The 25,295-nt window shown below is 71.2% G+C and carries 24 protein-coding genes; 13 read left to right on the top strand and 11 right to left on the bottom strand.

Translation table 11 applies throughout. The features are described from left to right. Positions 1 to 73: 73 nt before the first annotated feature. On the bottom strand, positions 74 to 634 hold the full coding sequence (locus tag ACIO1C_RS15930) for a TetR/AcrR family transcriptional regulator (protein WP_401863424.1): 561 nt from the start codon (positions 632 to 634) through the stop codon (positions 74 to 76). A 133-nt stretch (positions 635 to 767) separates the two neighbouring features. Between ACIO1C_RS15930 and ACIO1C_RS15925 the strand changes: the two genes are divergently transcribed. Then, positions 768 to 1,682, top strand: coding sequence for an NmrA family NAD(P)-binding protein (locus ACIO1C_RS15925; RefSeq protein WP_401863422.1), 915 nt, complete (start codon positions 768 to 770; stop codon positions 1,680 to 1,682). Positions 1,683 to 1,746: 64 nt separating this feature from the next. Here ACIO1C_RS15925 and ACIO1C_RS15920 read toward each other — a convergent pair whose 3' ends face one another. Both ACIO1C_RS15920 and ACIO1C_RS15915 read right to left on the bottom strand, forming a co-directional pair. Then, a complete protein-coding gene (locus ACIO1C_RS15920) occupies positions 1,747 to 1,947 on the bottom strand; it encodes a DUF397 domain-containing protein (protein WP_401863420.1) in 201 nt (66 codons plus the stop codon). Further along, entirely contained in the window at positions 1,944 to 2,795 is an 852-nt protein-coding gene (locus ACIO1C_RS15915) for a helix-turn-helix domain-containing protein (protein WP_401766469.1), read from the bottom strand. Before ACIO1C_RS15915 ends, ACIO1C_RS15920 begins: the two co-directional genes overlap by 4 nt. A 250-nt stretch (positions 2,796 to 3,045) precedes the next feature. Between ACIO1C_RS15915 and ACIO1C_RS15910 the strand changes: the two genes are divergently transcribed. Then, on the top strand, positions 3,046 to 3,225 hold the full coding sequence (locus tag ACIO1C_RS15910; protein WP_401863418.1) for a hypothetical protein: 180 nt from the start codon (positions 3,046 to 3,048) through the stop codon (positions 3,223 to 3,225). Next, on the top strand, positions 3,222 to 3,431 hold the full coding sequence (locus ACIO1C_RS15905) for a hypothetical protein (protein WP_401863416.1): 210 nt from the start codon (positions 3,222 to 3,224) through the stop codon (positions 3,429 to 3,431). The genes ACIO1C_RS15910 and ACIO1C_RS15905 overlap by 4 nt, the downstream gene beginning before the upstream one ends. Before the next feature lie 138 nt (positions 3,432 to 3,569). On the opposite strand, the gene ACIO1C_RS15900 is transcribed toward ACIO1C_RS15905, so the two are convergent. Both ACIO1C_RS15900 and ACIO1C_RS15895 read right to left on the bottom strand, forming a co-directional pair. Continuing rightward, positions 3,570 to 4,562, bottom strand: a complete 993-nt coding sequence (locus ACIO1C_RS15900) for a hypothetical protein (protein WP_401863414.1) — start codon at positions 4,560 to 4,562, stop codon at positions 3,570 to 3,572. Between the two features lie 124 nt (positions 4,563 to 4,686). Continuing rightward, positions 4,687 to 5,394, bottom strand: coding sequence for a hypothetical protein (locus ACIO1C_RS15895; protein WP_401863412.1), 708 nt, complete (start codon positions 5,392 to 5,394; stop codon positions 4,687 to 4,689). 212 nt (positions 5,395 to 5,606) lie between these two features. On the opposite strand from ACIO1C_RS15895, the gene gcl reads away from it, so the two are divergent. Continuing rightward, positions 5,607 to 7,379 carry a glyoxylate carboligase gene (gene gcl / locus ACIO1C_RS15890; RefSeq protein WP_401863409.1) on the top strand — a complete coding sequence of 591 codons (1,773 nt, stop codon included), beginning with the start codon at positions 5,607 to 5,609 and terminating at the stop codon, positions 7,377 to 7,379. Between the two features lie 577 nt (positions 7,380 to 7,956). Here gcl and ACIO1C_RS15885 read toward each other — a convergent pair. After that, a complete protein-coding gene (locus ACIO1C_RS15885) occupies positions 7,957 to 8,847 on the bottom strand; it encodes a 2-hydroxy-3-oxopropionate reductase (RefSeq protein WP_401863406.1) in 891 nt (296 codons plus the stop codon). 138 nt (positions 8,848 to 8,985) lie between these two features. Beyond that, on the bottom strand, positions 8,986 to 9,807 hold the full coding sequence (locus tag ACIO1C_RS15880; RefSeq protein WP_401863404.1) for a TIM barrel protein: 822 nt from the start codon (positions 9,805 to 9,807) through the stop codon (positions 8,986 to 8,988). A 228-nt stretch (positions 9,808 to 10,035) separates the two neighbouring features. On the opposite strand from ACIO1C_RS15880, the gene ACIO1C_RS15875 reads away from it, so the two are divergent. From ACIO1C_RS15875 to sigJ, 9 genes are all read left to right on the top strand, one after another. Continuing rightward, the gene (locus ACIO1C_RS15875; RefSeq protein ID WP_401863402.1) at positions 10,036 to 10,983 is read left to right on the top strand and encodes a PhzF family phenazine biosynthesis protein; all 948 of its coding nucleotides are present in this window, start codon (positions 10,036 to 10,038) and stop codon (positions 10,981 to 10,983) included. 75 nt (positions 10,984 to 11,058) lie between these two features. Further along, positions 11,059 to 11,391 (top strand): hypothetical protein, encoded by a 333-nt coding sequence (locus ACIO1C_RS15870; protein ID WP_401863399.1) that lies wholly within the window; start codon positions 11,059 to 11,061, stop codon positions 11,389 to 11,391. Continuing rightward, positions 11,388 to 11,801 (top strand): helix-turn-helix domain-containing protein, encoded by a 414-nt coding sequence (locus tag ACIO1C_RS15865; RefSeq protein WP_401863397.1) that lies wholly within the window; start codon positions 11,388 to 11,390, stop codon positions 11,799 to 11,801. Before ACIO1C_RS15870 ends, ACIO1C_RS15865 begins: the two co-directional genes overlap by 4 nt. A gap of 343 nt (positions 11,802 to 12,144) precedes the next feature. Then, positions 12,145 to 13,614: an MFS transporter gene (locus ACIO1C_RS15860; protein WP_401863393.1), complete on the top strand. Its 1,470-nt coding sequence runs from the start codon at positions 12,145 to 12,147 to the stop codon at positions 13,612 to 13,614. Positions 13,615 to 13,821: 207 nt separating this feature from the next. Further along, the gene (gene uraD, locus ACIO1C_RS15855; RefSeq protein ID WP_401863391.1) at positions 13,822 to 14,331 is read left to right on the top strand and encodes a 2-oxo-4-hydroxy-4-carboxy-5-ureidoimidazoline decarboxylase; all 510 of its coding nucleotides are present in this window, start codon (positions 13,822 to 13,824) and stop codon (positions 14,329 to 14,331) included. Positions 14,332 to 14,335: 4 nt separating this feature from the next. Further along, on the top strand, positions 14,336 to 14,758 hold the full coding sequence (uraH, locus tag ACIO1C_RS15850) for a hydroxyisourate hydrolase (protein WP_401863388.1): 423 nt from the start codon (positions 14,336 to 14,338) through the stop codon (positions 14,756 to 14,758). 5 nt (positions 14,759 to 14,763) lie between these two features. Next, positions 14,764 to 15,699, top strand: a complete 936-nt coding sequence (gene pucL, locus ACIO1C_RS15845; RefSeq protein WP_401863385.1) for a factor-independent urate hydroxylase — start codon at positions 14,764 to 14,766, stop codon at positions 15,697 to 15,699. A 53-nt stretch (positions 15,700 to 15,752) separates the two neighbouring features. Beyond that, positions 15,753 to 17,138 (top strand): 8-oxoguanine deaminase, encoded by a 1,386-nt coding sequence (locus ACIO1C_RS15840; protein ID WP_401863383.1) that lies wholly within the window; start codon positions 15,753 to 15,755, stop codon positions 17,136 to 17,138. A gap of 176 nt (positions 17,139 to 17,314) precedes the next feature. Further along, entirely contained in the window at positions 17,315 to 18,238 is a 924-nt protein-coding gene (gene sigJ / locus ACIO1C_RS15835; RefSeq protein ID WP_401863380.1) for an RNA polymerase sigma factor SigJ, read from the top strand. A gap of 70 nt (positions 18,239 to 18,308) precedes the next feature. Here sigJ and ACIO1C_RS15830 read toward each other — a convergent pair whose 3' ends face one another. From ACIO1C_RS15830 to ACIO1C_RS15815, 4 genes are all read right to left on the bottom strand, one after another. Then, on the bottom strand, positions 18,309 to 21,578 hold the full coding sequence (locus ACIO1C_RS15830) for a GH92 family glycosyl hydrolase (RefSeq protein WP_401864120.1): 3,270 nt from the start codon (positions 21,576 to 21,578) through the stop codon (positions 18,309 to 18,311). 354 nt (positions 21,579 to 21,932) lie between these two features. Continuing rightward, entirely contained in the window at positions 21,933 to 22,802 is an 870-nt protein-coding gene (locus ACIO1C_RS15825) for a chitosanase (protein ID WP_401863378.1), read from the bottom strand. 160 nt (positions 22,803 to 22,962) lie between these two features. After that, positions 22,963 to 23,772, bottom strand: coding sequence for a chitosanase (locus ACIO1C_RS15820; RefSeq protein ID WP_401863377.1), 810 nt, complete (start codon positions 23,770 to 23,772; stop codon positions 22,963 to 22,965). Between the two features lie 31 nt (positions 23,773 to 23,803). Next, positions 23,804 to 25,261 carry an MFS transporter gene (locus tag ACIO1C_RS15815; protein ID WP_401863374.1) on the bottom strand — a complete coding sequence of 486 codons (1,458 nt, stop codon included), beginning with the start codon at positions 25,259 to 25,261 and terminating at the stop codon, positions 23,804 to 23,806. Between the last annotated feature and the right edge of the window lie 34 nt (positions 25,262 to 25,295).

Raw genomic sequence — 25,295 nt, 5'->3', positions numbered from 1 at the left:
GGCGGTGTACGGGTTGCCACCTGTACGGGCGGCTCCTGTACGGGCCGGTCCGCGCACTTAGGCGTACCCGCCGCTACGCGCGCGGGCTGATGCCCGCCACAGCGAGGGTGAGCAGCCGGTCCGTCCGCGCCGCCGCGTCCGGGTCGTGTTCCGTGGCCAGGGCGATGCCCGAGATCAGCGTGACGAGGTCGGCTGTGGTCACGTCGGGGGCCACCGCGCCCGCCCGGGCGGCGCGTTCCAGCAGTGGGTCGTACGCGTCGGAGAGCTTCGCCGCGCAGGCGTTCACGTGCTCGTGGCCGGCGCCCCCGTCCTGGGTCAGCGCGGTGGCCAGCCCCCGCGCGGAGGTGGCGTACGCGGCGAGCGCGTGCAGCGACTCCAGCAGCGCGGCCCGCGCGTCCGGCGCGTCGGCCAGCTCGCGGGCGCGGGCGCACAGGACCTCGATCCGCTCGTGGAAGACCGCCTCCAGCAGGGCGCGGCGACCGGGGAAGTGGCGGCGCACGGTGGCGGATCCGACCCCCGCCGTGCGGGCGATCTGCTCCAGGGAGGCGTCGGCGCCGTGCGCGGCGACCTCCTTCTCGGCCTCGGCGAGGATCCGCTCGTAGTTGCGGCGGGCGTCAGCGCGCTGAACGGCCATGGCGTCTCCTTCCTTGGGTTGCCCCGGTGGTCCCGGTTGCCTCGGTTGCTAAGTGGCGAGGCCCTCCGTATCGTACCGACCCAGAAACGGCGGGGCCCGCCGTTTAGTCGCCACCCCCTGCCCGAGGAGTCCCATGCCCACCTCTCCCGCACCTGTCCTGGTCACCGGCGCCACCGGAAAGCAGGGCGGTGCGACCGCACGTGCCCTGCTCGCGGCGGGTGTTCCGGTACGGGCCCTGGTCCGCGACCCGTCGACCGACCGGGCCCAGGCGGTCGAGGCGCGCGGCGCCGAGCTGGTCACGGGCGACCTCAACGACCTCGACTCCGTGCGGCGGGCCGCCGAGGGCGTCAGGGCCGTCTTCTCGATCCAGATGCCCGACATGAACGACCTCCAGGGCGACTCCGAGTGGGTCCAGGGGCGCAACCTGATCGACGGCGCGCGGGACGCGGGGGTGGCGCAGTTCGTGCACACGTCCGTCTCCGGAGCCGGGCAGCACCGCACCGAGCCCGGCTGGGCGGAGGGCCGGTGGGCGTCGATGGAGCACTACTACGAGACCAAGTCCGGGCTCCAGGACCGGGTCCGCGAGGCGGGCTTCGCGCACTGGACGCTTATCAAGCCGGCCTTCTTCATGGAGAACTTCCTCCCGCCGTCCTTCCTGTTCCCGAACGGCACGAAGGGCGGTCTGGTGACCGTCATCAAGCCCGCGACCCAGCTCTCCCTCGTCGCGGTCACCGACATCGGCGTGGCCGCGGCGGCGGCCTTCGCCGACCCGGAGCGGTTCCACGGCGTGGAGCTGGAACTGGCCAGTGACCGGATGCCGATGACCCGGATCGCGGAGATCCTCTCCGACGGGCTGGGCCTGGAGCTGACGGCCCCGTCGATGACGGCGGAGGAGGCGCTGGCGGCGGGCGGGCCGGCGTTCGGCGCGAGCCACGAGCGCATGAACGTGGTGGGCCACCCGGCCCGCCCCGAGTTCGCCCAAGCCCTGGGCATCCCGCTCACCAGCTTCACCGACTGGGCGGCCGAACACCTGCGTCCGGGCATCTGAACGAAGAACTGCCGCGAGCCCCCGCCGACTTGCCGACGGGGGCTCCTTGCGTGGCGTATCGCCGTCAGGCGAGGTCGCCGGTCTTCAGGCCGGTGATGAACGCGGTCCAGGCGGGGGCGGGTACGGCGAGTGCGGGGCCGGTGGGGCGCTTGGAGTCGCGTACGGGCATGGTGTTGAGGAGCCCGTGGGCCACCTCCACGCAGTCGCTGTTGCCCCCGCTGTAGGAGGACTTGGTCCAGATCGGATCAGGTGTGGTGTCGGTCATGTGAGTGAGTCCTTCGTTCTGGCGATGAGGTCGGCTGAATCGGCGAACGGAAGTGCCGCTGCACGAAGTCTCTCGAATGCGGCGCTGTAGCTCGACACTTCTGCGGGCTCCTCGATGTAGAGCGCGCTGGTCAGCGACTCCACGTGGACGACGTCGAGGTCCGCCGTCTCGGGGAAACCCACCAGGGCGAAGCTGCCGGCCAGGCCCGGATGGGGCGGGGCGTCCAGCGGAAGGACCTGGATGGACACGTGTGGAAGCTCGGCGAGGTCGATCAGCCGTTGAAGCTGGTCCCGCATAACCTGGACGGGCGCGATCCGTGGCCGCAGCGCGGCCTCATGAATGATGGCCCAGAACTCCAGCGGCTCCGGGCGGGTGAGGACCGACTGCCGAGCCACCCGCACCTCCACCAGTGCGTTGACGCGGTCCTGCGGCGAGGTCATGTTGATGGCGTCGATCGTGGCGCGGGCGTAGGCAGCAGTCTGGAGCAGCCCAGGGATCAACGTCGTCTGATACGAGCGCATGTTGCGGGCGTCGGCCTCCAACGAGATCAGGTCGGCGTACGCAGGGGAGATCGCGTCGCGATACGTCTGCCACCAGCCCCGCTTGCCGCCGTCCTTGGCCAGGCCGTGCAGCGCCGCGCGCTTCGCCTCGTCCTCAAGGCCGTAGAGGTCCAGGAGGGCGGTCAGGTCGTCGGGTTTGACCCCGATGCGCGCGGTCTCGATACGACTTGTCTTCGCCGCGTTGAGGCTGGTGCGTTCTGCCACGTCGTCCAGCTTTAACCCGGCAGCCTCGCGCATGCGACGGAGTTCCGAGCCAAGTCGACGCTTGCGAACGGTCGGATCGCTCATGCGCCCCTCCTTCTAACAGATGACACGTCAGTTCGTTGCGCTTGTGGAGCGCGGGGCAACAGCTTTTCACAGCAGCGGCCCGTCACCCTTTCGTGTGTGCAATTTTGCAGATTCGTGCGATGGGCTTGCGCTCTACCCTTCGTGGTCGCCACACTGAGGGTGTCAGATCGAGCGCAGCGCGTGATCGCGTGCGGGGCATCGGAGGCGATGGGTCATGTCCTATGAACGGCTTACCGGCGGAGCGGGCGGCTTGGCCGAACTCGTGGAGACGGTTCAGCACTGGGGCTTCTGGCGCTTACCGTCCGGCTGGCCGGATCCGCCCGACCTGCCTGACCTGTCCAACTGGCCCGGCGTGCCTGCCAGTACGTACGCGCCCATGACAACCGACCTGCTGGAGCGGGTACTTCGCGGTCTGGAGGAGCTGTCATGACGGCGGGGAGCGAGGGGCGCAGGCGTCTGACCCGCCTGATGGACGCGTTCGGTTCGGACGGCACGCTGATCGTCCCTAAGTACGAGCCCGGAGCGGACGGCGCCGACCTGGTCCCCGGCTCGGCCCTCCGCTGGCCACCCTGCGCGTGCGGCGATCCGGTGCTGTGCCCCGACTACGTATCACCCGAATCATCTGCCGGGACGTGACAACGCCGTACCCACCGAACTCCCGCGCCGCCTACGCCGAGAGGCGGGCCGCGCGCGGGCAGGGCGGGTGGCGCCGAGGTCGGCACCTGGCGTCACCCGCTACGAAGTGACCGTGGATCGGGCCACCCACGCGCCGGATCACTGCATGTTCTGCACATGCGGATGGTCGTAGGAAGCCGTGCACACGTACAGCTGCAGGTTGTAGCCGCGGCCGATGGTGAGCTGCGTGGCATGGGCCGGGCCGAGAAAGTGCAGGCCGGTGTATCCGGCGTCCTCGAACGGCCGCCAGCTCTCGCTGCCGCCGTCCCACTCGCCGCTGTCGATGGTGAGCAGCGGCCGCACGTCGGAGCCGCACTCGGGGCAGGCCATCGGGAAGGGGTCGGAAAAGCTCCATGGAGCGTGTCCGCCCACTTTGCAGCCCGGCGCGACACTGAGGTCGTACTGGTAATCGCAGTCGTGCCGGTCCTCCCACGCCTCGATACGCTCGGCCAGATCCTTGGTCAGCTCGTGCGGGGCCGGGTACTCGGTGACCGTCTCGGGGTGCAGTACGCACGGGTCCGGCAAGTAGTCCGGCTCGCCGATCACCGACGGCTGCGGGGCGGCGGCGAGCGGGTCGGTGATGTCGGCGGCGGTGCGCCAGCGCACCTCGGTCCGGGGCAGGTAGTCCTCGTCGTGGTCGAACGGGCACCACAACAACTGGAACAGATCGGCGCCGTCCGGGCGCGGCAGATCGGGCACATCCACGGCGTAGAGCTGGGCCACCGGCACCATCGGGACGGGGCCGTCCTGCGAGATCCGCGCACTCTCGCCGATGAGGTCGACCGTGACGCGTTCTTCGGCACTCAGCAGGTCCGCGCCCTCGTCTCGGGGACGACGCCATGCCTGGGCGAGAATCCGCCGCCGCAGCCGTACATCCTCGGGTGCCGTCCCGAACTGATGGGGCCCACCGTGCTCCGGACAGGTCGGCCACGGTTCCCCCGCCGGCCACAACAGCGGACCGCCGATCGAACTGTCTGTTGTCGCAGGGGTGCCGGCACGGGGGTGCAGCCGTACGGCGGTGCGGGCGAACGGTGCGAGTTCGGGGAAGTGCGCGGCGATGTCGACCGGCCGGGGCGGGGTGGTACGGAGCATGCACGAGAGGCTATGCCCTGCGGGACGAGGTGATCGGTCCGTTGGGCCGCTCACCGATCTGACCGGAACCCGGACCCCGGAACCGGCCCTCGCCCGGCCGCCGGGCTACCACCCGGCCCCCGCGCTACCCGCCCGTCGTCACCAGTTCGTCCGCCGGGTCGTTCACCGGCTGCGGCGTGCCCGTGAGGTCCATGACGAACAAGGGGACGCCCAGGGTGTCGGCGCGGGCTCGGGCGTCGTTCGTGTAGCCCGCCAGGGAGAAGAAGACACCCACCACCGACGCGTTCAGGCCGTTGAGCCACAGGCACTCGACCGCGCGCAGTGAGGCCGGGGACGTGGTGGGGTCGACCTGGGCGAGCACGTCGGGGCCGCGCAGGTCGATGCCGGACGCGGGCTGTTCCGCCGCCTGCACCACGCCCTGGAAGCCCAGCCAGCGTAAGTAGAGCGCCGCCCCCGTCACCACGTCACGCGCGGTACGGATCGTCAGGGGACGGAAGGTGGGTCTCGGGGCCGCCGCCGCCCCGGCGGGCGGAGGTTTCGCGGGGCCGGTCGCGCGCGCCGCGGCCCCGCCCACCTCCCGTACCGGAATCCGCAGCACCGAACCGCACGGGCAGCCCAGCTCCGGCCGCGGCCAGTGGTCCTGCCGGCCGCACGCCGTGCACCGTACCCGTACCCACTCGTCCGTCCAGGTGCGGTGTGTGACCGGCTCCGCCGGGGCTCCCCGCAGCAGTGGCGGCTCGACCGGCGCGCCGCACGCGCACGGATACACCGTCGGCACAAAGGCATGGCTCCGGCTACAGGCCGGGCAGCGCACCGGAACGCTCTCTGCCATCAGAACCCCCTTCGAACACGCACCGCGGCCCATCGTCCACCACGAGCGTGGCCGGGGGGCGGACTTCGCCCATCCCTTGACGCGGTAGCGGGGCCCGCCTAAATTTGATTCCGTATAGCAGAACTAAACTTTCGCATTACGGAATTGGCGCTCTCAGGTGGCGCGACAGGGCCCGACTCCGCCAGCCGAAGCAGGAGCACTCCATGCCTCGAATGACCGCTGCCCGAGCCGCAGTTGAGATCCTCAAGCGCGAAGGCGTGACCAACGCGTTCGGTGTGCCGGGCGCCGCCATCAACCCGTTCTACGCCGCTCTCAAGGCCGCCGGCGGGGTCCGGCACACGCTGGCCCGTCACGTCGAGGGCGCCTCGCACATGGCCGAGGGCTACACCAGGACCCACCCGGGCAACATCGGCGTCTGCATCGGTACGTCGGGACCCGCCGGTACGGACATGATCACCGGCCTCTACTCGGCGACCGGCGACTCCATCCCGATCCTGTGCATCACCGGACAGGCGCCCCGGGCGGTGATCCTCAAGGAGGACTTCCAGGCCGTCGACATCGCGTCGATCGCCGCGCCCGTCACCAAGGCCGCGACCACGGTGATGGAGGCCGCGCAGGTCCCCGGCGTCTTCCAGCAGGCCTTCCACCTGATGCGGTCGGGCCGCCCCGGACCGGTCCTCATCGACCTGCCGATCGACGTCCAGCTGACGGAGATCGAGTTCGACCCGGAGACGTACGAGCCGCTGCCGGCCTTCAAGCCCGCCGCGACCCGCGCCCAGGTCGAGAAGGCGATCGCGCTGCTGAACGAGTCGGAGCGCCCGCTGATCGTCGCCGGTGGCGGCATCATCAACGCCGACGCGTCCGACCTGCTGGTCGAGTTCGCCGAGCTGACCGGCATCCCGGTCGTCCCCACCCTGATGGGCTGGGGCATCATCGCCGACGACCACGAGCTGAACGCCGGCATGGTGGGCCTCCAGACCTCGCACCGCTACGGCAACGCGACCTTCCTGGAGTCGGACTTCGTCCTCGGCATCGGCAACCGCTGGGCCAACCGGCACACCGGCAAGCTCGATGTCTACACCCAGGGGCGGAAGTTCGTCCACGTCGACATCGAACCCACCCAGATCGGCAAGATCTTCGCGCCGGACTACGGGATCGCCTCCGACGCCAAGGCCGCGCTCGAACTCTTCGTGACGGTCGCCAAGGAGCTGAAGGCGGCCGGCACCCTGCCCGACCGCACCACGTGGGCCGCGTCCGCGCAGGAGCGCAAGGCCACGCTGCACCGCCGTACCCACTTCGACAACGTGCCGCTCAAGCCGCAGCGTGTGTACGAGGAGATGAACCGCGCCTTCGGCCCCGAGACCCGGTACGTCACCACCATCGGCCTGTCCCAGATCGCGGGCGCGCAGATGCTGCACGTCTACCGGCCGCGCCACTGGATCAACTGCGGCCAGGCGGGCCCCCTCGGCTGGACGATCCCGGCCGCGCTCGGTGTCGCCGTCGCCGACCCGGAGGCGACGGTCGTCGCGCTCTCCGGCGACTACGACTTCCAGTTCATGCTCGAAGAGCTGGCGGTCGGCGCGCAGCACAAGATCCCGTACGTGCATGTGCTGGTGAACAACGCCTACTTGGGCCTGATCCGGCAGGCGCAGCGCAACTTCGACATCGACTTCGAGGTCAACCTCGAATTCGAGAACATCAACTCGCCCGAGCTGGGCGTCTACGGCGTCGACCACGTCAAGGTCGCCGAGGGGCTGGGCTGCAAGGCCATCCGGGTCACCGAGCCCGACCAGCTGCTGCCGGCCTTCGAGGAGGCCAAGAAGCTGGCGGCGGAGTTCCGGGTGCCGGTGGTGGTCGAGGCGATCCTGGAGCGCATCACCAACATCTCGATGAGCGGCAGCGACATCGCCAGCGTCAACGAGTTCGAGGACCTGGCCACCGAGCCGTGGCACGCGCCGACGGAGATCCTGCCGCTGAGCGGCTGAGCCGGGCGGGAACGGCACAACAGAGGGGGAGGGGTGGGGGGGGGGGGGGGCGGGGGCCCCCCCCCCCCCCCCCCCCCGGGCGGGGCCCCCCCCCCGGCCCCCCCCCGGGCGGGGGGGGGCGGGGGGGGGGGGGCCGCCCCGGGGGGGGCGGGGGGGGGCGGGGGGGGGGGGCCCCCGGGCGGGGGGGGGGGGGGGGGGGGGGGGGGGGGGGGGGGGGCCCCCCCCCCCCGGGGGGGGGGGGGGGGGGGGGCCGGCCCCCCCCCCCCCCACCCCTCCCCCTCTGTTGTGCCGGGAGACATGCGCAGACATGCGAGGACCGCGACGGCGGGGCCACCGCACTGGCTCGCCCGCCGTCGCGGTCCGCATGCTGTCCGGATCCGCCGGTCACCCCTGACAAGGGCCGGCGGAACCGGACGTCGGCACCGGAGCTGGTCTGCCGTCAGCTCCGGCGCGTGGTCGGAAGGTTGGCCAAGAAAGACAGGAGAGGGGTCCGGGCGGCGGCAGCGCCTGGGCGCGACAAGGACAGGTGTCAGCGCTGCCGCAGCCCGGGTTCAGGGGCGGTGCCAGGAGGGGAAGTTCACACCTGGTCACCGGAGAGGCGCTCCACGGAGCGCAGGAGGGCGGAGTGGTCGAGGCCGCCGTCGCCCTGCGCGCGCAGGGACGCGACGAGTTGGGCCACCACGGCCCCGACGGGCAGCGCCGCGCCGACGTTACGGGCGGCGTCGGTGACGATGCCCATGTCCTTGTGGTGCAGATCGATGCGGAAGCCGGGCTTGAAGTCGCGGTTGAGGAAGTTGTCCCTCTTGCGCGTCAGCACGGTCGAGCCGGCCAGGCCGCCGTTGAGGACGTCCAGCGCGGCGGCCAGGTCCACCCCGGACTTCTCCAGGAAGACCACGGCCTCGGCGCACGCTTGGATGTTGACCGCCACGATCAGCTGGTTGGCGGCCTTCACCGTCTGCCCCGAACCGTGCGGACCGCACAGCACGATGGTCTTGCCGAGGGCTTCCAGTACGGGCCTGGCCTCGTCGAAGTCGGCCTGCTCACCGCCGACCATGATGGACAGGACCGCCTCGACGGCGCCCGCCTCCCCGCCGGAGACCGGGGCGTCGAGGACCCGTACACCAAGGTCCGCGGCGTTCTTGGCCAGGTCGACCGAGGTCTGCGGGGTGATCGAGGACATGTCGATCAGCAGCGCGCCCCGCTTCGCGTGCGCCAGGATGCCGGCCTCGCCGTACGCGATGGCCTCCACCTGCGGCGAGGCCGGGACCATCGTGATCACGACGTCGGCGTCCCCGACCGCCTCGGCGATCGACCCGGCGGCCGTGCCGCCCGCGGCGGCGAGCCGGTCCAGCTTGTCCTGCTCCAGCGTGAACCCGGTCACCGAGTAACCGGCCTTGATCAGGTTCTCGGACATGGGGGAGCCCATGATGCCGAGTCCGATCCACGCGATCTTGGGGAGATTACTCATGCGGGGGCCTCTTTCGACACACGTACATCAGAAGGTCAGGTGCATCAGATGGTCAGGCGCATCAGGTGCATCAAGTGGTCAGTTGGCGAGTGGCCGGGGGGCGAGTGGTCAGGGGGCGAGTGGTCAGGGGGCGAGTGGTCACGTGGCGAGCCAGCCGAACGCCTCGGCGCTCGGGCGGTCGCCGGGCTTGTACTCCAGGCCGACCCAGCCGTCGTAACCGGCCTTCCGCAGCCGGTCGAGGAGATCCTCCAGCGGCAGCGATCCGGTGCCCGGCGCGCCACGGCCCGGGTTGTCCGCGATCTGCACGTGGCCGGTCTTGTCGGCGTACGTGTCGATGACCGTGGCCAAATCCTCGCCGTTCATCGACAGGTGGTAGAGATCGAGCAGGAAGGCCGCGTTCCCGAGGCCGGTGGCCGCGTTGACCCGGTCCACGACCTCGATCGCGGCGGGCGCGCTCACCAGGGGGTAGAGAGGGGACTCCGGTTTGTTGAGCGCCTCGATCAGCAGGGTCGCCCCGACCCGGTCCGCCGCGCGGGCGGCGAGGACGAGGTTGTCCAGGGCGAGGGTGTCCTGGAGGTGCGGATCGACGCCTTCGACGCGGTTGCCGTACAGCGCGTTGAGCGCCGTGCAGCCCACGGAGGCGGCGAAGTCGGCGGCGACGTCGACGTTGGCGCGGAAGCGCTCGGCCTCCACACCGGGTACGGACACCGCGCCCCGGTCGGGCCCCGGCAGCTGTCCGGCGTAGAAGTTCAGCCCCACCAGCCGGGTGCCCGCGTCGTCCAGCGCCTTCTTGAGCGCGTCCAGCTCGGCCTGCGGCGGTGTGGGGGTGTCGATCCAGGGCCACCAGAGCTCGACCGCGCCGAAGCCCGCCGCCGCGGCGGCGGCCGGGCGCTCCAGGAGCGGGAGTTCCGTGAAGAGGATGGACAGGTTCACATCGAAGCGCTGCTCGGAGTAACTCATGAGGGGCCAGGCGCTCCTTCCGTATTGCGGAAGTTATTTTCTGCTTGATGGAAGCCTGCCTGGGCGGCTCGGGGCCTGTCAAGTGCCGTTTCGGTAATTCCTCGGCCGCCCTCCGGTCCACCGGGGTCCGATTGGCCCCGGACAGGGCGATCGGGGCTCCCTAACGTCGGCGCCTGGGGGTCACTCGCACGCTCCCCGCACGCCCCGCGATCCCTGGAGGGACGTCCTGTGTCCGTCGGTTACCGCCACGTCGACGTGTTCGCCACCGGTCCGTACACCGGCAACAGCCTCGCGGTCTTCGGCGCCGACGGCGACCTGCCGGGCCGTACGACCGGCGGGCAGCTGCTCGCGATCACCCAGGAGGTACGGCACTTCGAGTCGGTCTTCCTCGCCCCGCCCGACGCGGCGGGGGTGGTCGGGGCGCGGGTCTTCGACCTGTTCGGCGAGCTGGACTTCGCCGGGCATCCGGTCCTCGGCGCTGCGGCCGTCCTGCACGAGCGGTCGGGCGCGGCCGGACCGCGCCGGTGGACCTTCCGGCTGCCGGGCGCGACGGTCGGCGTCACCACCACACCGTCCGCCGTCGGGGTCACCGCGCTGCTCGACCAGGGGCCGCCGCGTTTCGCGGGTGAGGTCCCGGCGGCCGGGCGGGCCGGGATCGCCGAGGCGCTCTCCCTGCCCGCCGGGGCCCTGGCCGATCTGCCCCTGGAGGTCGTCACCACGGGGCTGAGCTATCTGATCGTGCCGGTGACCTCGGGGCTCGCGGAGGCTCGGATCGCCCGCCCCGGGTTCGCCGAGCTGCTGGAGCGTTACGGGGCTCGGTTCGCGTACGTCCTCGATGTCGGGGCCCCCGGGGCGGCCGGCGGCCTCGGGGGACGGAATCCCGAAGGCCGGAGCTGGAACAACGACGGGGTGCTGGAGGATGTCGCCACCGGCAGCGCGGCCGGCTGCGTGGGTGCCTTTCTGGCCAAGCACGGGCTGGTCCCTCCGGATGCCGAATTCGCCCTCGCTCAGGGCCGGTTCGCGGGCCGTCCGAGCCTGATGCGGGTGATGCCCCAGGGGCCGCGGGACGCCCTGACGAACGTACGGGTCGGGGGTGAGGTCGCCCTGGTCGCCGCCGGGCGTCTCGACCGGCTCCCACCGGCGCGGGAGGGGGCTTCCGGCCCGGGTCCGGTCTGACGTCCGATCCGTTAAGGTCGACTTCCGGTACGACGGTCGAGGCTACGAGGTCGAGGCCACGACGGTGGAGGCGCGGTGCGACTGCGAGTGGAGTTCACGACCGAACCCTTCGACCTCGACGAGGCACCCGCGCACGCGGTGGTGGCCCGGGAGGTCGTGGGGAGCGCCTCGCTGGACTCCGTCGACGTCGGTCCGTTCGGCAACACCGCCGAGGGCGGCTCGGACGAGGTGCTGGCGGCGGTGAACGTGCTGCTGCGCGAGACGCTGGCGGCGGGCGCGACCCGGGTCTCGCTCCAGGTCAACGTGATCGACGCGGAAGCCGGGAGTGCGGAAACCGGGAGTCCGGGAGCCGGGAACGCGAGCGGCGGGAACGCGAGCGGCGCCCGCGGCACGGAGAGCGGTCGGTGACCGCGCCGCGCGACCACCCCCTCGTCGCCGCGGTCAAGCCGCTGGTGGACGCGATGGGCGGCGAGCTGATGGCGGCGGCCGAGGCGGAGCCCGACGATGTCGTGCTCGCCTGGGAGGGCGAGGACGTCCTCGCCGTACGGCTGCCGCAGCTCTCGGAGTCCCTGGACCACATCCTGGCCGCGCTGGAGCGCCGGCACGGCATGCCGCTCGCCGAGTTGGACCGTAAGTCCAAGCAGTCGGTCGTCCGGATACTGGAGGCGCGCGGCGCCTTCTCCGTACGGCACGGCGTGGAGACGGTGGCGAGCGCGCTCGGCGTCAGCCGCTTCACCGTCTACAACTACCTGAACTACGCCAACGAGCAGCGGGCGAAGGCGCGCGAGGACGGGGAGCGGCCGTCGGGCGACGCCTGACGCGTCGCTGAGCTGATCACTCGTCACATATTCCCTGGCGATTTCCCCGGCCCGGCCGACCGCGCGGCCACCCTCAAAGCTTGGCAAACATCAGGGCAAAGGCACGTTGTGCGGCGGCCGGATCCGCCGAGCTGAGGGTCGTACAGCGGCTCTTGCGCTCCGCACGGTGGCGACCGGATCACGTACGGACGCGTAACGGAAAGTCTTCGCCGAATAAGGGCGTATCACCCTATTTTTGGCGCAGGGCGGGCCTGCCTACTCTTACCGAATGAATGATCCCAATTCGGAAGAAAACGGATCTATGTCAACTGCGCCTCCTGACTCCCCCTCGGGTGCGTCCCGCGTGGCGGGCACCCTCTCGTCCACCCTCGGCGACTCCAAGTGGAAACCGGCGACCTGGGTCCTCCTGATCGTCCTCTGCGGAGCGCTCTTCCTCGACGGTCTCGACCTCACGATGGTCGGGGTCGCCCTGCCGGACATCGGCAGGGACCTGCGTCTGTCGGCCAGCTCGCTGCAATGGATCGTCAGCGGCTACGTCCTCGGGTACGGAAGTCTCCTGCTGCTCGGCGGAAGAGCCTCCGACCTGCTGGGACGCCGACGGGTCTTCCTCGCCGCCCTGTGCGTGTTCGGCGCGGCGTCCGTCATCAGCACCTTCGTCGACAGCGACATCCTGCTGATCGCCCTGCGCTTCATCAAGGGCGCGTCGGCCGCCTTCACCGTCCCGGCGGGGCTGTCGATCATCAACACCACCTTCACGGAGGGCAAGGCGCGAAGCCGCGCCATGGGGATCTACGCCGCGTGCGGCGCGAGCGGGTTCTCCCTGGGGCTGATCTTCGGCGGCCTGCTCACCGAGCTGAACTGGCGGCTCACCTTCCTCGTCCCGGGACCGATCGCCCTCGCGCTGGTCGTCGCGGGCCTGAAGGTCATCCCCCGTGTCCCGCACGGCAGGCTGAGCCTCTCCGGGCTGGACCTGCGCGGCGCGGTGAGCTGTACGGCGGCGCTGCTGCTCCTCGTGTACGCGGTGGTGGAAGCGCCCACGCACGGCTGGGGAAGCCTCTCCACCCTCGGGCTGCTGGCGCTGAGTGTGGTCCTGATGGCGGTGTTCGTGGTCCTGGAACGCCGGCACCCCACCCCGCTGCTGCGGCTGGGCATCCTGCGCTCCGGCCCGCTCGTCCACGCGAACATCTCGGCGGCGGTGATGTTCGGCGGCTACGTCGCCTTCCAGTTCCTGGTGACGCTGTACGTACAGAACTCCCTCGGCTGGTCCCCGATCCACATGGCCCTGGCCTTCCTGCCCGGCGGACTGATCGTGGTCCTCAGCGGCTCGAAGATCCCACTCCTCCTGGAGCGTTTCAGTACGGTCAAGCTGCTCCTCGCGGGCCTGACGGCCTTCGCGGCCGCCTACGCCCTGTTCCTGCGCGTCAGCCCGGGGCAGTCGTACGCGAACTTCATGCTGCCCACGATCCTGCTGCTCGGCGTCGGCTTCGCGCTCTGCTTCCCGGCGGTGAACGTGCAGGCCACGGCGGGCGTGAAGGACGAGGAGCAAGGACTGGCGTCCGGCATCCTGAACTCCAGCCTCCAGATCGGCGGCGCGATCGTCCTCGCGGTCGTCACGGCGATCCTGGGCACGGGAACGACACACATCCAGCACGCGCAACTGCTCCCGCACATGAAGACCGCGATAGGCGTCACCGTCGGCATCACGATCCTCGCGCTGCTGGTGACGATCGTCCAGTACACCCGCAACCGGCGCCAGGAGGCAGCGGCCGTGGAGCCCGCGCCGAGCGAGCGGCCCGAGTATTCGGAGGTATGACCTGACCCGGCCGGCCCGGACATGATCTGACCGGGAAGCACGAGGAGGCGATCAGGGCTTCGGCCCTGACCGCCTCCCGGCATGTGGTGGTGGTGTCCTGTGGTGGGGCGGAGAGGGCCCGTATACGAGATTTCAACAAAGTGTTGACGATGTGGGGGCGAGGGCGTTAGCTAGGCGCAGCCCGTTCAGCGCAGCCACGGAGGCACCGTGACGTATCGGCCACCGCCGGGCCTTGCCCGGTTCAACGTCTCGTCCGACAGTGCGGCCCTGGCCGTGCTCCGTGAGGTGTGTGCCAGTTCGGCGTGGGGGAGTGAGCTGCTCGCCCGGCGTCCGTACGCCACCCTGGACGACCTCCTCGCCGCCGCGGACACCGCCGTGGCCGCGCTGACGGAGGGCGATCTGGCCGAGGCGATGGCGGGGCACCCGCCGATCGGGCGGCCCGCGCCGGGGGACCCGGTCTCCTCCCGTGAACAGCGGGGGATGGCCGGCGCCTCCGACGCGCTCAAGGCGGAGATGCTCGAACTGAACCTGGCGTACCAGGACACGTTCGGCCATGTCTTCCTGATCTGCGCCACCGGCGCGACCGGCGAGCAGATGCGTGACGCTCTCAGGACCCGGATCGGTCATACGCCGGAGGAGGAGCGCGAGATCGTGCGCACCGAACTGGGCAAGATCAACCGCATCCGGCTGACCCGTCTCGTCCACGAAGGAGACTGATCCCTTGAGCACCCGCCCCGACCCCGGCAGTGAACCCCGCGACCACACCCCGGCGTCCGTGTCCACGCACATCCTGGACACCAGCGTCGGGCGCCCCGCCCCGGACGTCGCCGTCTCGCTCGCGGCCCGCGGTGGTTCCGGCGCCGCGTGGGCGACACTCGGCGGTTCGCGGACCGACGCGGACGGGCGCTGCACCCACCTGCCTGCGCTGCCGCCGGGCACCACACACGTACGGCTCGACTTCACCACCGGTCCGTACCTCACCAGCAGGACACAGGCCGAGGAGCGGCAGGACGCCCCCGCGCTACGGGACAGCGGTGCGTTCTTCCCGGAAGTGACGGTCACCTTCGCCGTCACCCCGGGCGAGCACTTCCACGTACCGCTGCTGCTCAACCCGTTCGGCTACTCCGTATACCGAGGGAGCTAGCAGGCATGCCCACCACGCTCGGACAGAACCAGTACGGCAAGGCGGAGAACCGGGTCGTCAAGATCACGCGGGACGGCCCCACCCACCACATCAAGGATCTCAATGTCTCGGTCGCCCTCTCCGGCGATCTGGACGAGGTCCACCACTCCGGCTCCAACGCCCATGTCCTGCCGACCGACACCATGAAGAACACGGTGTACGCGTTCGCCAAGGAGCACGGCATCGAGTCCCCCGAGCAGTTCGGCATCGTGCTGGCACGGCACTTCGTGACCACCCGCGAGCCGATCGGCCGGGCGCGCGTCCGGATCGAGGAGTACGCCTGGGAGCGGATCGGGACCGGCGGCGGGGGCGGGGGCGGTGGCGGTGGCGGTGAAGGCGGCGGGCACTCCTTCGTCCGCCGGGGGCAGGAGACCCGGGTCAGCCAGATCACCTTCGACGGCGAGCGGGTGGAGGTCGTCTCCGGACTCAAGGACCTCACCGTGCTGAACTCGACCGACTCCGAATTCTGGGGGTTCGCCAAGGACAAGTACACGACCCTCAAGGAGGCGTACGACCGGATCCTCGCGACCGACGTCTCCGCCCGCTGGCGGTACGGGTGGTCCGGCGACGAAGGCGGCGCGCCCGACTGGAACGAGTCGTACGAACAGGCCAAGGGCCACGTGCTCACGGCCTTCGCCGAGACCTACTCGCTCTCGCTCCAGCAGACCCTCCACCAGATGGGCACCCGGGTCCTGGAACACCGTGAGGAGATCGACGAGATCCGGTTCTCCCTCCCCAACAAGCACCACTTCCTGGTCGATCTGGCGCCGTTCGGGCTCAAGAACGACACCCCCGACGGAGCCGTCTACCTCGCCGCGGACCGCCCCTACGGCCTGATCGAGGCCACCGTCCTGCGCGACGGCGCCGACGCGCGGATCTCCCCGGACCTGACCACCCTCTGACCTCCGACCCGTGATCCCGCGTCCCACCCTCCCGTACAGGAAGAGGAACCGCCATGGCGGCACCGCGCGTCTCGCGCATCGTCATCGAGAACTGCGCCGTCGCGACCGTGGACGCGCACGACACCGAGTACACCTCGGGCCACGTCGTGATCGCGGACCACCTGATCGAGTCCGTCGGCGCGGGCCCCGCCCCCGCCGGTCTGGAAGACGTCGTACGGCGTGTCGACGGCACCGGCCATCTCCTGACGCCCGGCCTCGTCAACACCCACCACCACTTCTACCAGTGGATCACCCGCGGCCTCGCCACCGACCACAACCTCTTCGACTGGCTGGTGGCGCTGTACCCGGTCTGGGCGCGCATCGACGAGCCGATGCTCCGCGCCGCTGCCCGGGGCTCCCTCGCGATGATGGCCCGCGGCGGTGTCACCACCGCCATGGACCACCACTACGTCTATCCGCGCGGTGCGGGCGATCTGACCGGCGCGATCATAGAGTCCGCCACCGAGACGGGCGTACGGTTCACCCTCGCCCGGGGGTCCATGGACCGGGGCGCGTCGGACGGCGGCCTGCCGCCGGACTTCGCCGTCGAAACCCTGGACGGCGCCCTCGCCGCCACCGAGGAGGCCGTCGACCGCTACCACGACACCTCCTTCGACGCGATGACCCAGATCGCGGTGGCGCCCTGCTCCCCCTTCTCCGTCTCCACCGAACTCCTCAAGCTGGGAGCGGAGTTGGCCCGCCGCAAGGGAGTCAGGCTGCATACGCACGGCAGTGAGACCGTCGAGGAGGAGCAGTTCTGCAAGGAACGCTTCGGGATGGGCCCGACCGACTACTTCGAATCGACCGGCTGGCTCGGCGACGACGTGTGGATGGCCCACTGCGTCCACATGAACGACGCGGACATCGCCGCCTTCGGCCGTACGGGCACCGGTGTCGCCCACTGCCCCTCGTCCAACGCCCGTCTGGCCGCCGGGATCGCGCGGGTGCCGGACATGCTCGCCGCCGGCATTCCCGTCGGCCTCGGGGTGGACGGAACCGCCTCCAACGAGTCGGGCGAACTCCACACCGAACTGCGCAACGCCCTCCTGATCAACCGTCTGGGCGCCCACCGCGAAGCAGCTCTGACGGCTCGTCAGGCATTGCGCCTCGGTACGTACGGCGGGGCGCGGGTGCTGGGCCGCGACGGGCAGATCGGCTCGATCGAGGCGGGCAAGCTCGCCGACCTCGTGCTCTGGAAGATGGACACCCTCGCCCACTCCTCCATCGCCGACCCGGTGACCGCGCTGGTCCTCGGGGCCGCCGCCCCCGTCACCCTCTCGCTCGTCAACGGACGGACCGTCGTCGAGGACAATCACCTCACCACGGTGGACGAGGACGCCGTCGCCCGCTCCGCCAGGAGCGAGGCCCGGCGTCTCGCGCGGATCGCCGGACAGGACTGATCCGCCCCGGAACTCCGGTCGGGGGGGACGGCCCCCGGCCGGACCCCCGGGTCCGGGGACCCGCGGGCCCCCGGGCGCCGGGCCCCCGGCCCCCGGCCTCCGTCACAATCCGTCCGTCCGTTCCGTCAGGAGGGTGTAGGAAGACGCACCCCTGCTCGCACCGAGGACCCTGACTGATGGACGAACGACCCCTCGCCGGGCCCTCCCCGGCCGACGACTTCCTGGCGGAACGCTTCGAGACACACCGCCCCCAGCTGCGGGCGGTCGCCTACCGGATGCTCGGCTCGCTGACCGAGGCCGACGACGCCGTCCAGGAAGCCTGGCTGCGCCTCGGCCGCGCCGACAGCTCCCGCATCGAGAGTCTGGGCGCCTGGCTGACCACCGTGGTCGGGCGGGTCTGCCTGGACCTCCTGCGCACCCGCGCGTCCCGGCGCGAGGAGCCGCTGGGCGGGGTGTACGTCCCCGACCCGATCGTCAGCAGGGAGGACGGCGTCGACCCCGAGCAGGAGGCCCTGCTCGCCGACTCCGTCGGGCTCGCGCTCCTGGTCGTCCTGGAAACGCTGGCCCCCGCCGAGCGGCTCGCCTTCGTCCTGCACGACATGTTCGCCGTGCCCTTCGACGAGATCGCCCCGCTGGTCGGCCGTACGCCCACCGCCGCGAGGCAGCTCGCCAGCCGCGCCCGCCGCCGCGTCCGGGGCACACCGACCGTCCCGGACGCCGACGTCGGGCGGCAGCGGGAGGTGGTCGACGCCTTCCTCGCCGCGTCGCGCGGCGGGGACTTCGACTCGCTCGTCGCGCTGCTCGACCCCGAGGTCGTCCTGCGGGCCGACCACGGAGCGGCGGCCCCGCCCGCCCGCCGTGAGATCCACGGCGCGGAGGCGGTGGCGAACCAGTCGCTCACGTTCTCCCGCCTCGGTGCCGGGGGCGGCGGTGTCCTGCGGCGGGCCCTCGTCAACGGAGCCGCCGGCGTGGTCGTCTCCCGCGAGGGCCGGCCCCTGTCGGTCCTGGGCTTCACGGTGACGGCCGGGAGGATCGTCGCGATCGACATCCTCGCGGACCCTGAGCGACTGGCCCGGCTGGACCTCACGGTCCTGGACTGAGAGCGGGCAGGAAAGGGAAAGGGCGGGGCGGGGGCGACCGAAGTCGGCCCCGCCCCGCCCCGCCGTCCGGTCAGGCCGTCGCCACCGCGAACACGTGGATGACACCGCCGTCGGTCGTGTCCGGCAGCGTCACGCTCGCCAGCCGCTTCCCCGCCTCCAACGGGATCGGCGCCGTGGCGAAGACATCCGTACCGACCGGGTCCACCCCACCGCCCGACACATCGCGGTACGTGGTGTGGACCGCCACGACGTTGCCGAAGGACGGCTGCTGGCTGCCACCGCCCAACGTCCAGTCGCTGAAGCCGATCTGGGCCCGTTGGGTCGAGCCGTCGGTGTACGTGAGGGTCACCGCACCCGTCGTCGCGCCGTTGATCGCACTGCCCAGCAGACTCAGCTTCGTCGCGTCCGGCGAGCCCGCCGACAGGTCGAGGACCTGCGGCGCACCGCCGCCCACCACTTCGATGTTGTCCGGGTCACCCGGGTTCACCGCGGGCCACGTGAAGTCGAAACCGCCCGCGGAGACCGTACCGCCGGGCTTCGCGCCCGCTCCCGCGAGGGCCTTGGCCGAGTAACTCCAGCCCTGGCCGTCGAAGTTGGCCTGCGGGTTGTTGTCGTCCGCCGAGATACCGGCGTTGTTGAGGTTCCACAGCACACTGTCCCGCGCGGCGACCGTCACCGCGAGCGACGTCTTGGGCAGGGTCGTACCGGACGCCGAGGTCAGCGTCACCGGCACGGTGTAGAAGCCGGGCCGCGCGCCGGCCGGGGCCGTGACGGTGAACTTCTCGCTGCCCGAACCGCCCCCGGCCACCGCGAAGTCGCCCTCCGACGGCGTCACGGTGACTCCGTCCGGCGGGGTCGCCTTCCAGTGCACGGTGGTGGCCGCGTCCTCGATCGTCCGCACCCTGACCTCGGAGCCGGTCCCGTCGCCGCCCGGCTCGACCTTCACCTGGCCCGGCGCCGTACCGGTGAAGAACGGCACCCCGCCCTCGCGGAAGGACGGCGGGGCGTCGGCCGGAGCGCTGCCCCACGCCTTGTCCGGCTCGCTGCCCAGCGTGTAGTCCAGGGTGCCGCCGTGGGTGACGAAGGAGGCGGGCACCCACGGCTTGGCCGACTTCCTGCCGTCGGTGCGCAGCCCCCGTACGTACAGGTTCTCCGCCGAGGCGCCCGGCGCGTTGACCGTGATCTTCTTGCCGTGTCCGGTACGGATCACCGCGCGCGGGAACAGCGGCGCGGAGAGCACCAGATCGGCCCGGCTCGGCACCTGCGGGTACATGCCGAGCGCGGAGAAGACGTACCAGGAAGACATCGTGCCCGCGTCGTCGTTACCCGGAATGCCGCCCGGCTGGTCGGTCCACAGCTGGTCCAGCTCCGCGCGTACGGTCTCCTGGGTCTTCCAGGGCGCACCCAAGTAGTTGTACAGGTAGGGGGCGTTGATGTCCGGCTCGTTGGTGGGGTCGTAGCGGGTGGGGTCCTGCGCCGAGAAGTCGAAGGCGCCTTCGGGCGTACGGAAGAACGCGTCCAGCCGCTTCACGGCGGTCTCGTTGCCGCCCATCGCGCGGGCAAGGCCGGCCACGTCCGAGTAGACCATCCAGGTGTAACGGGCGCTGGTGCCCTCGACGAAGCCGCTCTCGGTGCCCGGCGAGAACGAACCGCCGACCCAGCTCCCGTCCGCCTTCCTGTCCCGCATGTAGCCGCCCTGCGGGGTCGCGTTCGCGTCGAAGACGTACCGCCACGCGCCCGAACGCTCCAGGAATGCCTTCTGGTTGGCCCGGTCACCGGTGGCGCCTGCCAGTTCCGACAGACCGTGGTCGGCCGCCGCGTCCTCCAGGGTCTCGGCCGCCCCGCCCCAGCAGTGGCAGCCGTCCGCCGGTACGTACCCCAGCTCCAAGTACTTGTCGAGCGCGGGGCGCTGTCCGACACACTCCACGTTGCAGCCCGCGCTGTCCGAGTCGTTGGCCGTCGGCACGGTCGCCGCGGTGATCAGTGAGCGCAGCGCGCCCTTGACGTCGAAGTCACGGCCCCCGAAGGCGTGGATCCCCGCGAGGGCTGCGGCCGACGGATCGCCGGACATCACACTGGTCTTGCCGTTCTCCAGCAGCCAGCGGTCCCATTCGCCGTCGCGCTGGTTCGCGTAGTTGAAGAGGGACTGGGCGTAGTCGCTGCCCGCCCTCGGGTTCAGCAGGGTCATCAACTGCACCTGCGCGCGGTACTGGTCCCAGCCCGAGAAGGTGCCGTACTGCGCCTTCTGGCCCTTCGCCAGCCGGTGCGGCTCGCGGTCCGCGCCCAGATACCGGCCGTCGACGTCGCTGGTCAGGGTCGGTTCCAGCATGGAGTGGTACAACGCGGTGTAGAACGTGGTGCGTTGGGCGTCGGAGCCGCCGCTCACCTTGATCTTGTCGAGTTCACCCCGCCACGCCGACTCCGCCCGCGAGCGCACCGAGGCGAAGGTCTTGCGGGGCGGGTTCTCGGCGCGGAGGTTGGCCTCCGCGTTCGCCGCGCTGACGTACGAGATCGCCACCTTCGCCTGGACCTGGGCGGTCCCCGGCGCGAACGTCACGTACGCGCCCGAGCCCTTGGCCGCCGCCGGAATGCCGTTCGAGCCGTAGCCGGTGCCACCGGAGGCCGAGGTCGACCCGGGGTTCAGGGTGGTGTCGGTCCAGGTGCCGGTCTTCGCGAACGGCTGGTCGAAGTGGGCGGTGAAATAAAGGGTGTAGAGGTCGTGGCGGTTGTTCGCGCTCTGCGGGCCGCAGAAGTTGCCGGCACTGACCGAGCCGGTCACGGTCCGCGCCGCCGCGTCCACCCGGACGGTCGCGTCGCCGCTGCCCGTCTCGGAGTTGGACGTACGGAACAGCATGCTGGCGGGCTTGTCCGCGGGGAAGCCGAAGCGCCCCGAGCCGGTGCGGGGGGTGGTGGTCAGCTCGGCGGACGCGCCACTGGCCAGCCCGACCTTGTAGTAGCCCGCCTCGGCGGTCTCGTCCGCGTGGGAGAACGTACTCGCGTACTTGGCGTCGGTGGTGTCGGCCGTGGGGGAGGAGTCGACCTCGCCGACGTACGGCATCACGGGGATGTCGCCGTTGGCTCCGTAACAGCCGACGCCGTTGAGGTGGGTGAGGCTGAAGCCCCGGATCTTCGTCGCGCCGTACTCGTACCCGCCGGGAGCGGGGGTCGAGACCTGGCTGCCCCGGGAGTTCTGCGGACTCCAGGCCAGCATGCCGAAGGGCTGTACGGCGCCGGGGTAGGTGTTGCCCGCGTTGGTGGAGCCGATGAGCGGGTCGACGTACGCCACGGTGTCCCGCACCTCGCCCCGGACGCCTCCCGGAGTTGAGCCGGGCGAGGTCAGCGAGGCGGCCGACGCGGGGACGGCGACGGCCAGGGAGAGGACCGTACCGAGCGCCGCCACGACGGCGACCACCGCGCCGCCCGGGGTACGGCGCCGGGGTGGGCGGAGCGCCGGCCGGAGCCGCCTCGCGCGAGCGCGACCTGAGGGGGTGTCTGACACCGTTCCCTGCCCTTCATCGGTTCGGACAACGCCTGAGCGGACAACGTTGTCATGATCGGGTCAGGATGGTCCTCCGGGTGATCGCCAGGTGTCAAGAGTGCGCGTGCGGCGCGCCGTACCCAGCGCCGCACGCGCACCGATCAGAGGAGCGGACCCTTTCGGACCCTTTCGGACCCGCTCGGGCCGCCGGACCGCCTAGCCGATGTGGAAGCTGTCCCCGTACACCTTCCAGTCGAGCGGCGGGTTCAGGTTCAGGTTGCCCTTGCTGAGGAACACGCGCTGGGCCGTGTCCACCCGGCTGGTGTCCGAGTGGGCCTCCTCCTGCTGCATCGCCCAGACGCGGGCGTCGAGGAAGGCGTTCAGCCAGGTGGTCTCGTTGCCGCCCTGGGCCGGGGGCTTCGCCTTGGTGAGCGCGCGCTTGCGGATGCCGCCGAAGCTCGTGCCGTCGTTGCCGTCACCGTGCATCACGATGGCGTCGTAGTAGATGAACTGGCCGAGGACGCCGACGCCGTCCGACTTGCCGCGGCTCACCGCGGGGTTGAAGTAGACGCGGTCGCGCTCGTCGTTCTGGGCGGTCTGGAACTTGGTGTCCTTGGCGGCCGTCTTCCAGGCGCTGACGAAGCCGGAGCCGAGGCCCGTGTGCGAGTCCGTGCCGTCGACGGCACGCAGCGCGGGCAGGTACTTGGCGAGCGCGTTGCCCGGCACACGCTGGGTGTAGAGCTCGACCAGGTCGAGCATGTCGTGCGTACCGGAGCAGAAGCCGATGATCCCGGCGGTGTAGCCGCGGCCGTCGCCGATGTCCTCGATGTAGCCGTACTGCGCCTTCCAGTCGAGCGAGGAGTTCTCCGCGCTCGACACGAGCTTCATGGCGATTTCCTTCTTCGCCGGGTCGTCGAGGCCGATCGCCGCGGCGGCCCGCGGGCCGGCGGTGGTGGCCGTGACGGCCCCGGGCGCGGGCGCCGTGTTCGCGACGGCGGTGGCCGGAATCGCCACCAGGGCGAGTCCGAGCAGGGCGTGGGGGAGGAGCTTGAGCCGGCGCGAGGAGCGTATGGGGGACGTGGACACCTGAGGCCTCCAGAGGGGGATTCCCGCGTGGGTTGTTTGTTAGGAAGCTTTCCTACCAAAGGATTCAGACCGCGTACACCCGTTCGATGCAAGGAAGATCTGGCGCCGGGGTGGTTCGGGCGGTTCTGCGAGGGAGTGTTACGCGCGGCGACCGGGGGCGTTACTCACCGGCAATGCGGTAACGGTCGCCGTACACCCGCCAGTCGAGCGGGGTGTCGAGGTTCAGATTGCCCTTGGCCAGAAAGAGCCGTTGGGCGGTTTCGATACGACTCGTGTCGGAGTGGGAGGGCTCGCGGCGGATCGCGGCGACCCGCGCGTCCAGGAACGCGTCGAGGTACTCCTTCTCGCCGCCCCCGTCGGCGGGCGTGTCGGCGGTACGCAGGGCCTCGGCCCGGATCGTACGGAAGCCGACCGTGCCCTTCGTGTCGCCCGAGCCGTGCATCACGTACGCGTCGTAGTAGATGAACTGCCCCAGCGCGCCCAGCCCGTCGGCCTTCGCGCGGGACACGGCCGGGTCGAAGTACCGCCGGTCGCGCTCGGTGTCCTGCGCCGCGCGCAGCGCGGGATCCCGGGCGGCCTTCTTCCAGGCGGCGGTGAAGGGGGCGCCGAGGCCGGCGTGGGAGGCGGAGCCGTTGACCGCCTTCAACGCCGGCAGGAAGGAGGCCAGTTGGTTGTCCGGGCGGGTGGCCGTGTACCGCCGCACGACCTGGAGGAGGTCGCCGCAGCCGGTGCAGAAGCCGACGATCCCGGCGGTGTAGCCGCGGCCGTCGCCGATGTCCTCGATGTAGCCGTACTGCGCCTTCCAGTCCAGCGAGGAGTTCTCCGCGCTGGAGACCAGCTCCATGGCGATCTCCTTCTTCGCCGGGTCGTCCAGCCCGGCGGGCGCGCCGGCGGCCGGGCCGCACGCGGTGCAGAGGACGAGCGCCACCAGGGCGAGCACGGACAACAGGCGGCGGAGCGTGGGGATCACGTGTCGGAACTTTCCTCGGGGTGCGGACCGCTCACGAGATTACGCGCGCGCTCCCGGCGGAGTTGTCCGTCGTGTCCCGCGTGTCCGCCGCGGTGTCCGTCGTCTCCTCGGTCGCCGTGTCCGCCGCCGTGTCCTTCGCCGTCTCCCCGGCCGGTCCCCGCCGCAGCAGGGCGACCGCCGCCACGAGCGCCGCCGTGGCCACCCCCGCCGCCGAGAGGAACGCGAGCCGGTAGCCGCCGCCCGTCGCCGAGGCCGCGTCCTCACCGGCCGCGAGGAGGTCCCGCGTACGGTCCGAGGCGAGGGCCGCGTGCACGGCGAGACCGAGCGCGCCGCCCACCACCTGCGTCGTGTTGAACAGGCCGGACGCCAGCCCGCCGTCCTCCGGTCGTACGTCGGCCATGGCCAGGCCCGTCAGGGCGGGCATCGCCAGCCCGAAGCCGACCCCGAGCAGGAGCATCACCGGCAGGACGTCCGTCGCGTACGAACCGTCCGTGGGCGCCCGCCCGAACAGCGCCAGCCCGCCGACGATCAGGACGAGCCCGCCGAACAGCAACGGCCGTGGTCCGAAACGGGCGTTGAGCCGCGCCGAGAATCCGAGCATCATCACCCCGATGACCACCGGCGCGGGCAGGAAGGCGACCCCGGTGGCCAGTTCGCCGAGGCCCAGGACCCGCTGGAGGTAGAGCGCGCCGAGGTACTGGAAGGTGAACATCCCGGCGACCATGAGCATGTGGACGAGATTGGCGCCGGTGACGGTACGGGACCGCAGCAGCCCCAGCCGCAGCAGTGGATCGGCGGCGTACGACTGCCGGGCGGCGAAGGCCGCGAGGAGCAGCACGGACAGCGCGCCGAGGCCGAGTGTGCGGGCCGATCCCCACCCGTGGTCGGTGGTCCGCACGAGTGTGTACACCCCGAGCATCAGCGCGCCCGTCACCAGGACGGCGCCCAGGTAGTCGGCGCCTTCGCGCAGGCCCTGCCCGCGGTCGTCCGCCAGGACCCGTCGCGCGGCGATCAGCGCGGCGGCGCCGATCGGCAGGTTGATGAGGAAGATCGCGTGCCACCCGAGGGCGGCGGTGAGGGCGCCCCCGAGAAAGGTGCCGATGGCGCCGCCCGCGGCGGCCGACGCGCTGAACACCGCGATGGCTCGCGCCCGTTCGTGACCCTCGGGGAAGAGGGCCACCAGCATGCCCAGCACCACCGCCGAGGTCATCGCCCCGCCGACGCCCTGGAGGAAGCGCGCGGTGACCAGCGTTCCGGCGCTGGGGGAGAGGCCGCAGAGCACGGACGCCACGGTGAACACGGCCAGCCCGGAGACGAACATCCGGCGGCGGCCGAGGAGATCACCCAGCCGGCCGGCGAGCAGCAACAGGCCCGCGAAGGCGATGAGATACGCGTTGACGACCCACGCGAGCCCGGCCGGCGAGAAGCCGAGATCGGACTGCATCGCGGGCATCGCGACGGTCACGATGCTGCCGTCCAGCACGGTCATGAGGCTCCCCGCGCACAGCACGGCAAGCGCCGTC

It is taken from the genome of Streptomyces sp. NPDC087420 (assembly GCF_044744165.1).
Lineage (GTDB): Bacteria > Actinomycetota > Actinomycetes > Streptomycetales > Streptomycetaceae > Streptomyces.
The sequence above is the reverse complement of the archived record's forward strand: the minus strand, read 5'-3'. Positions and strand labels throughout refer to the sequence as shown.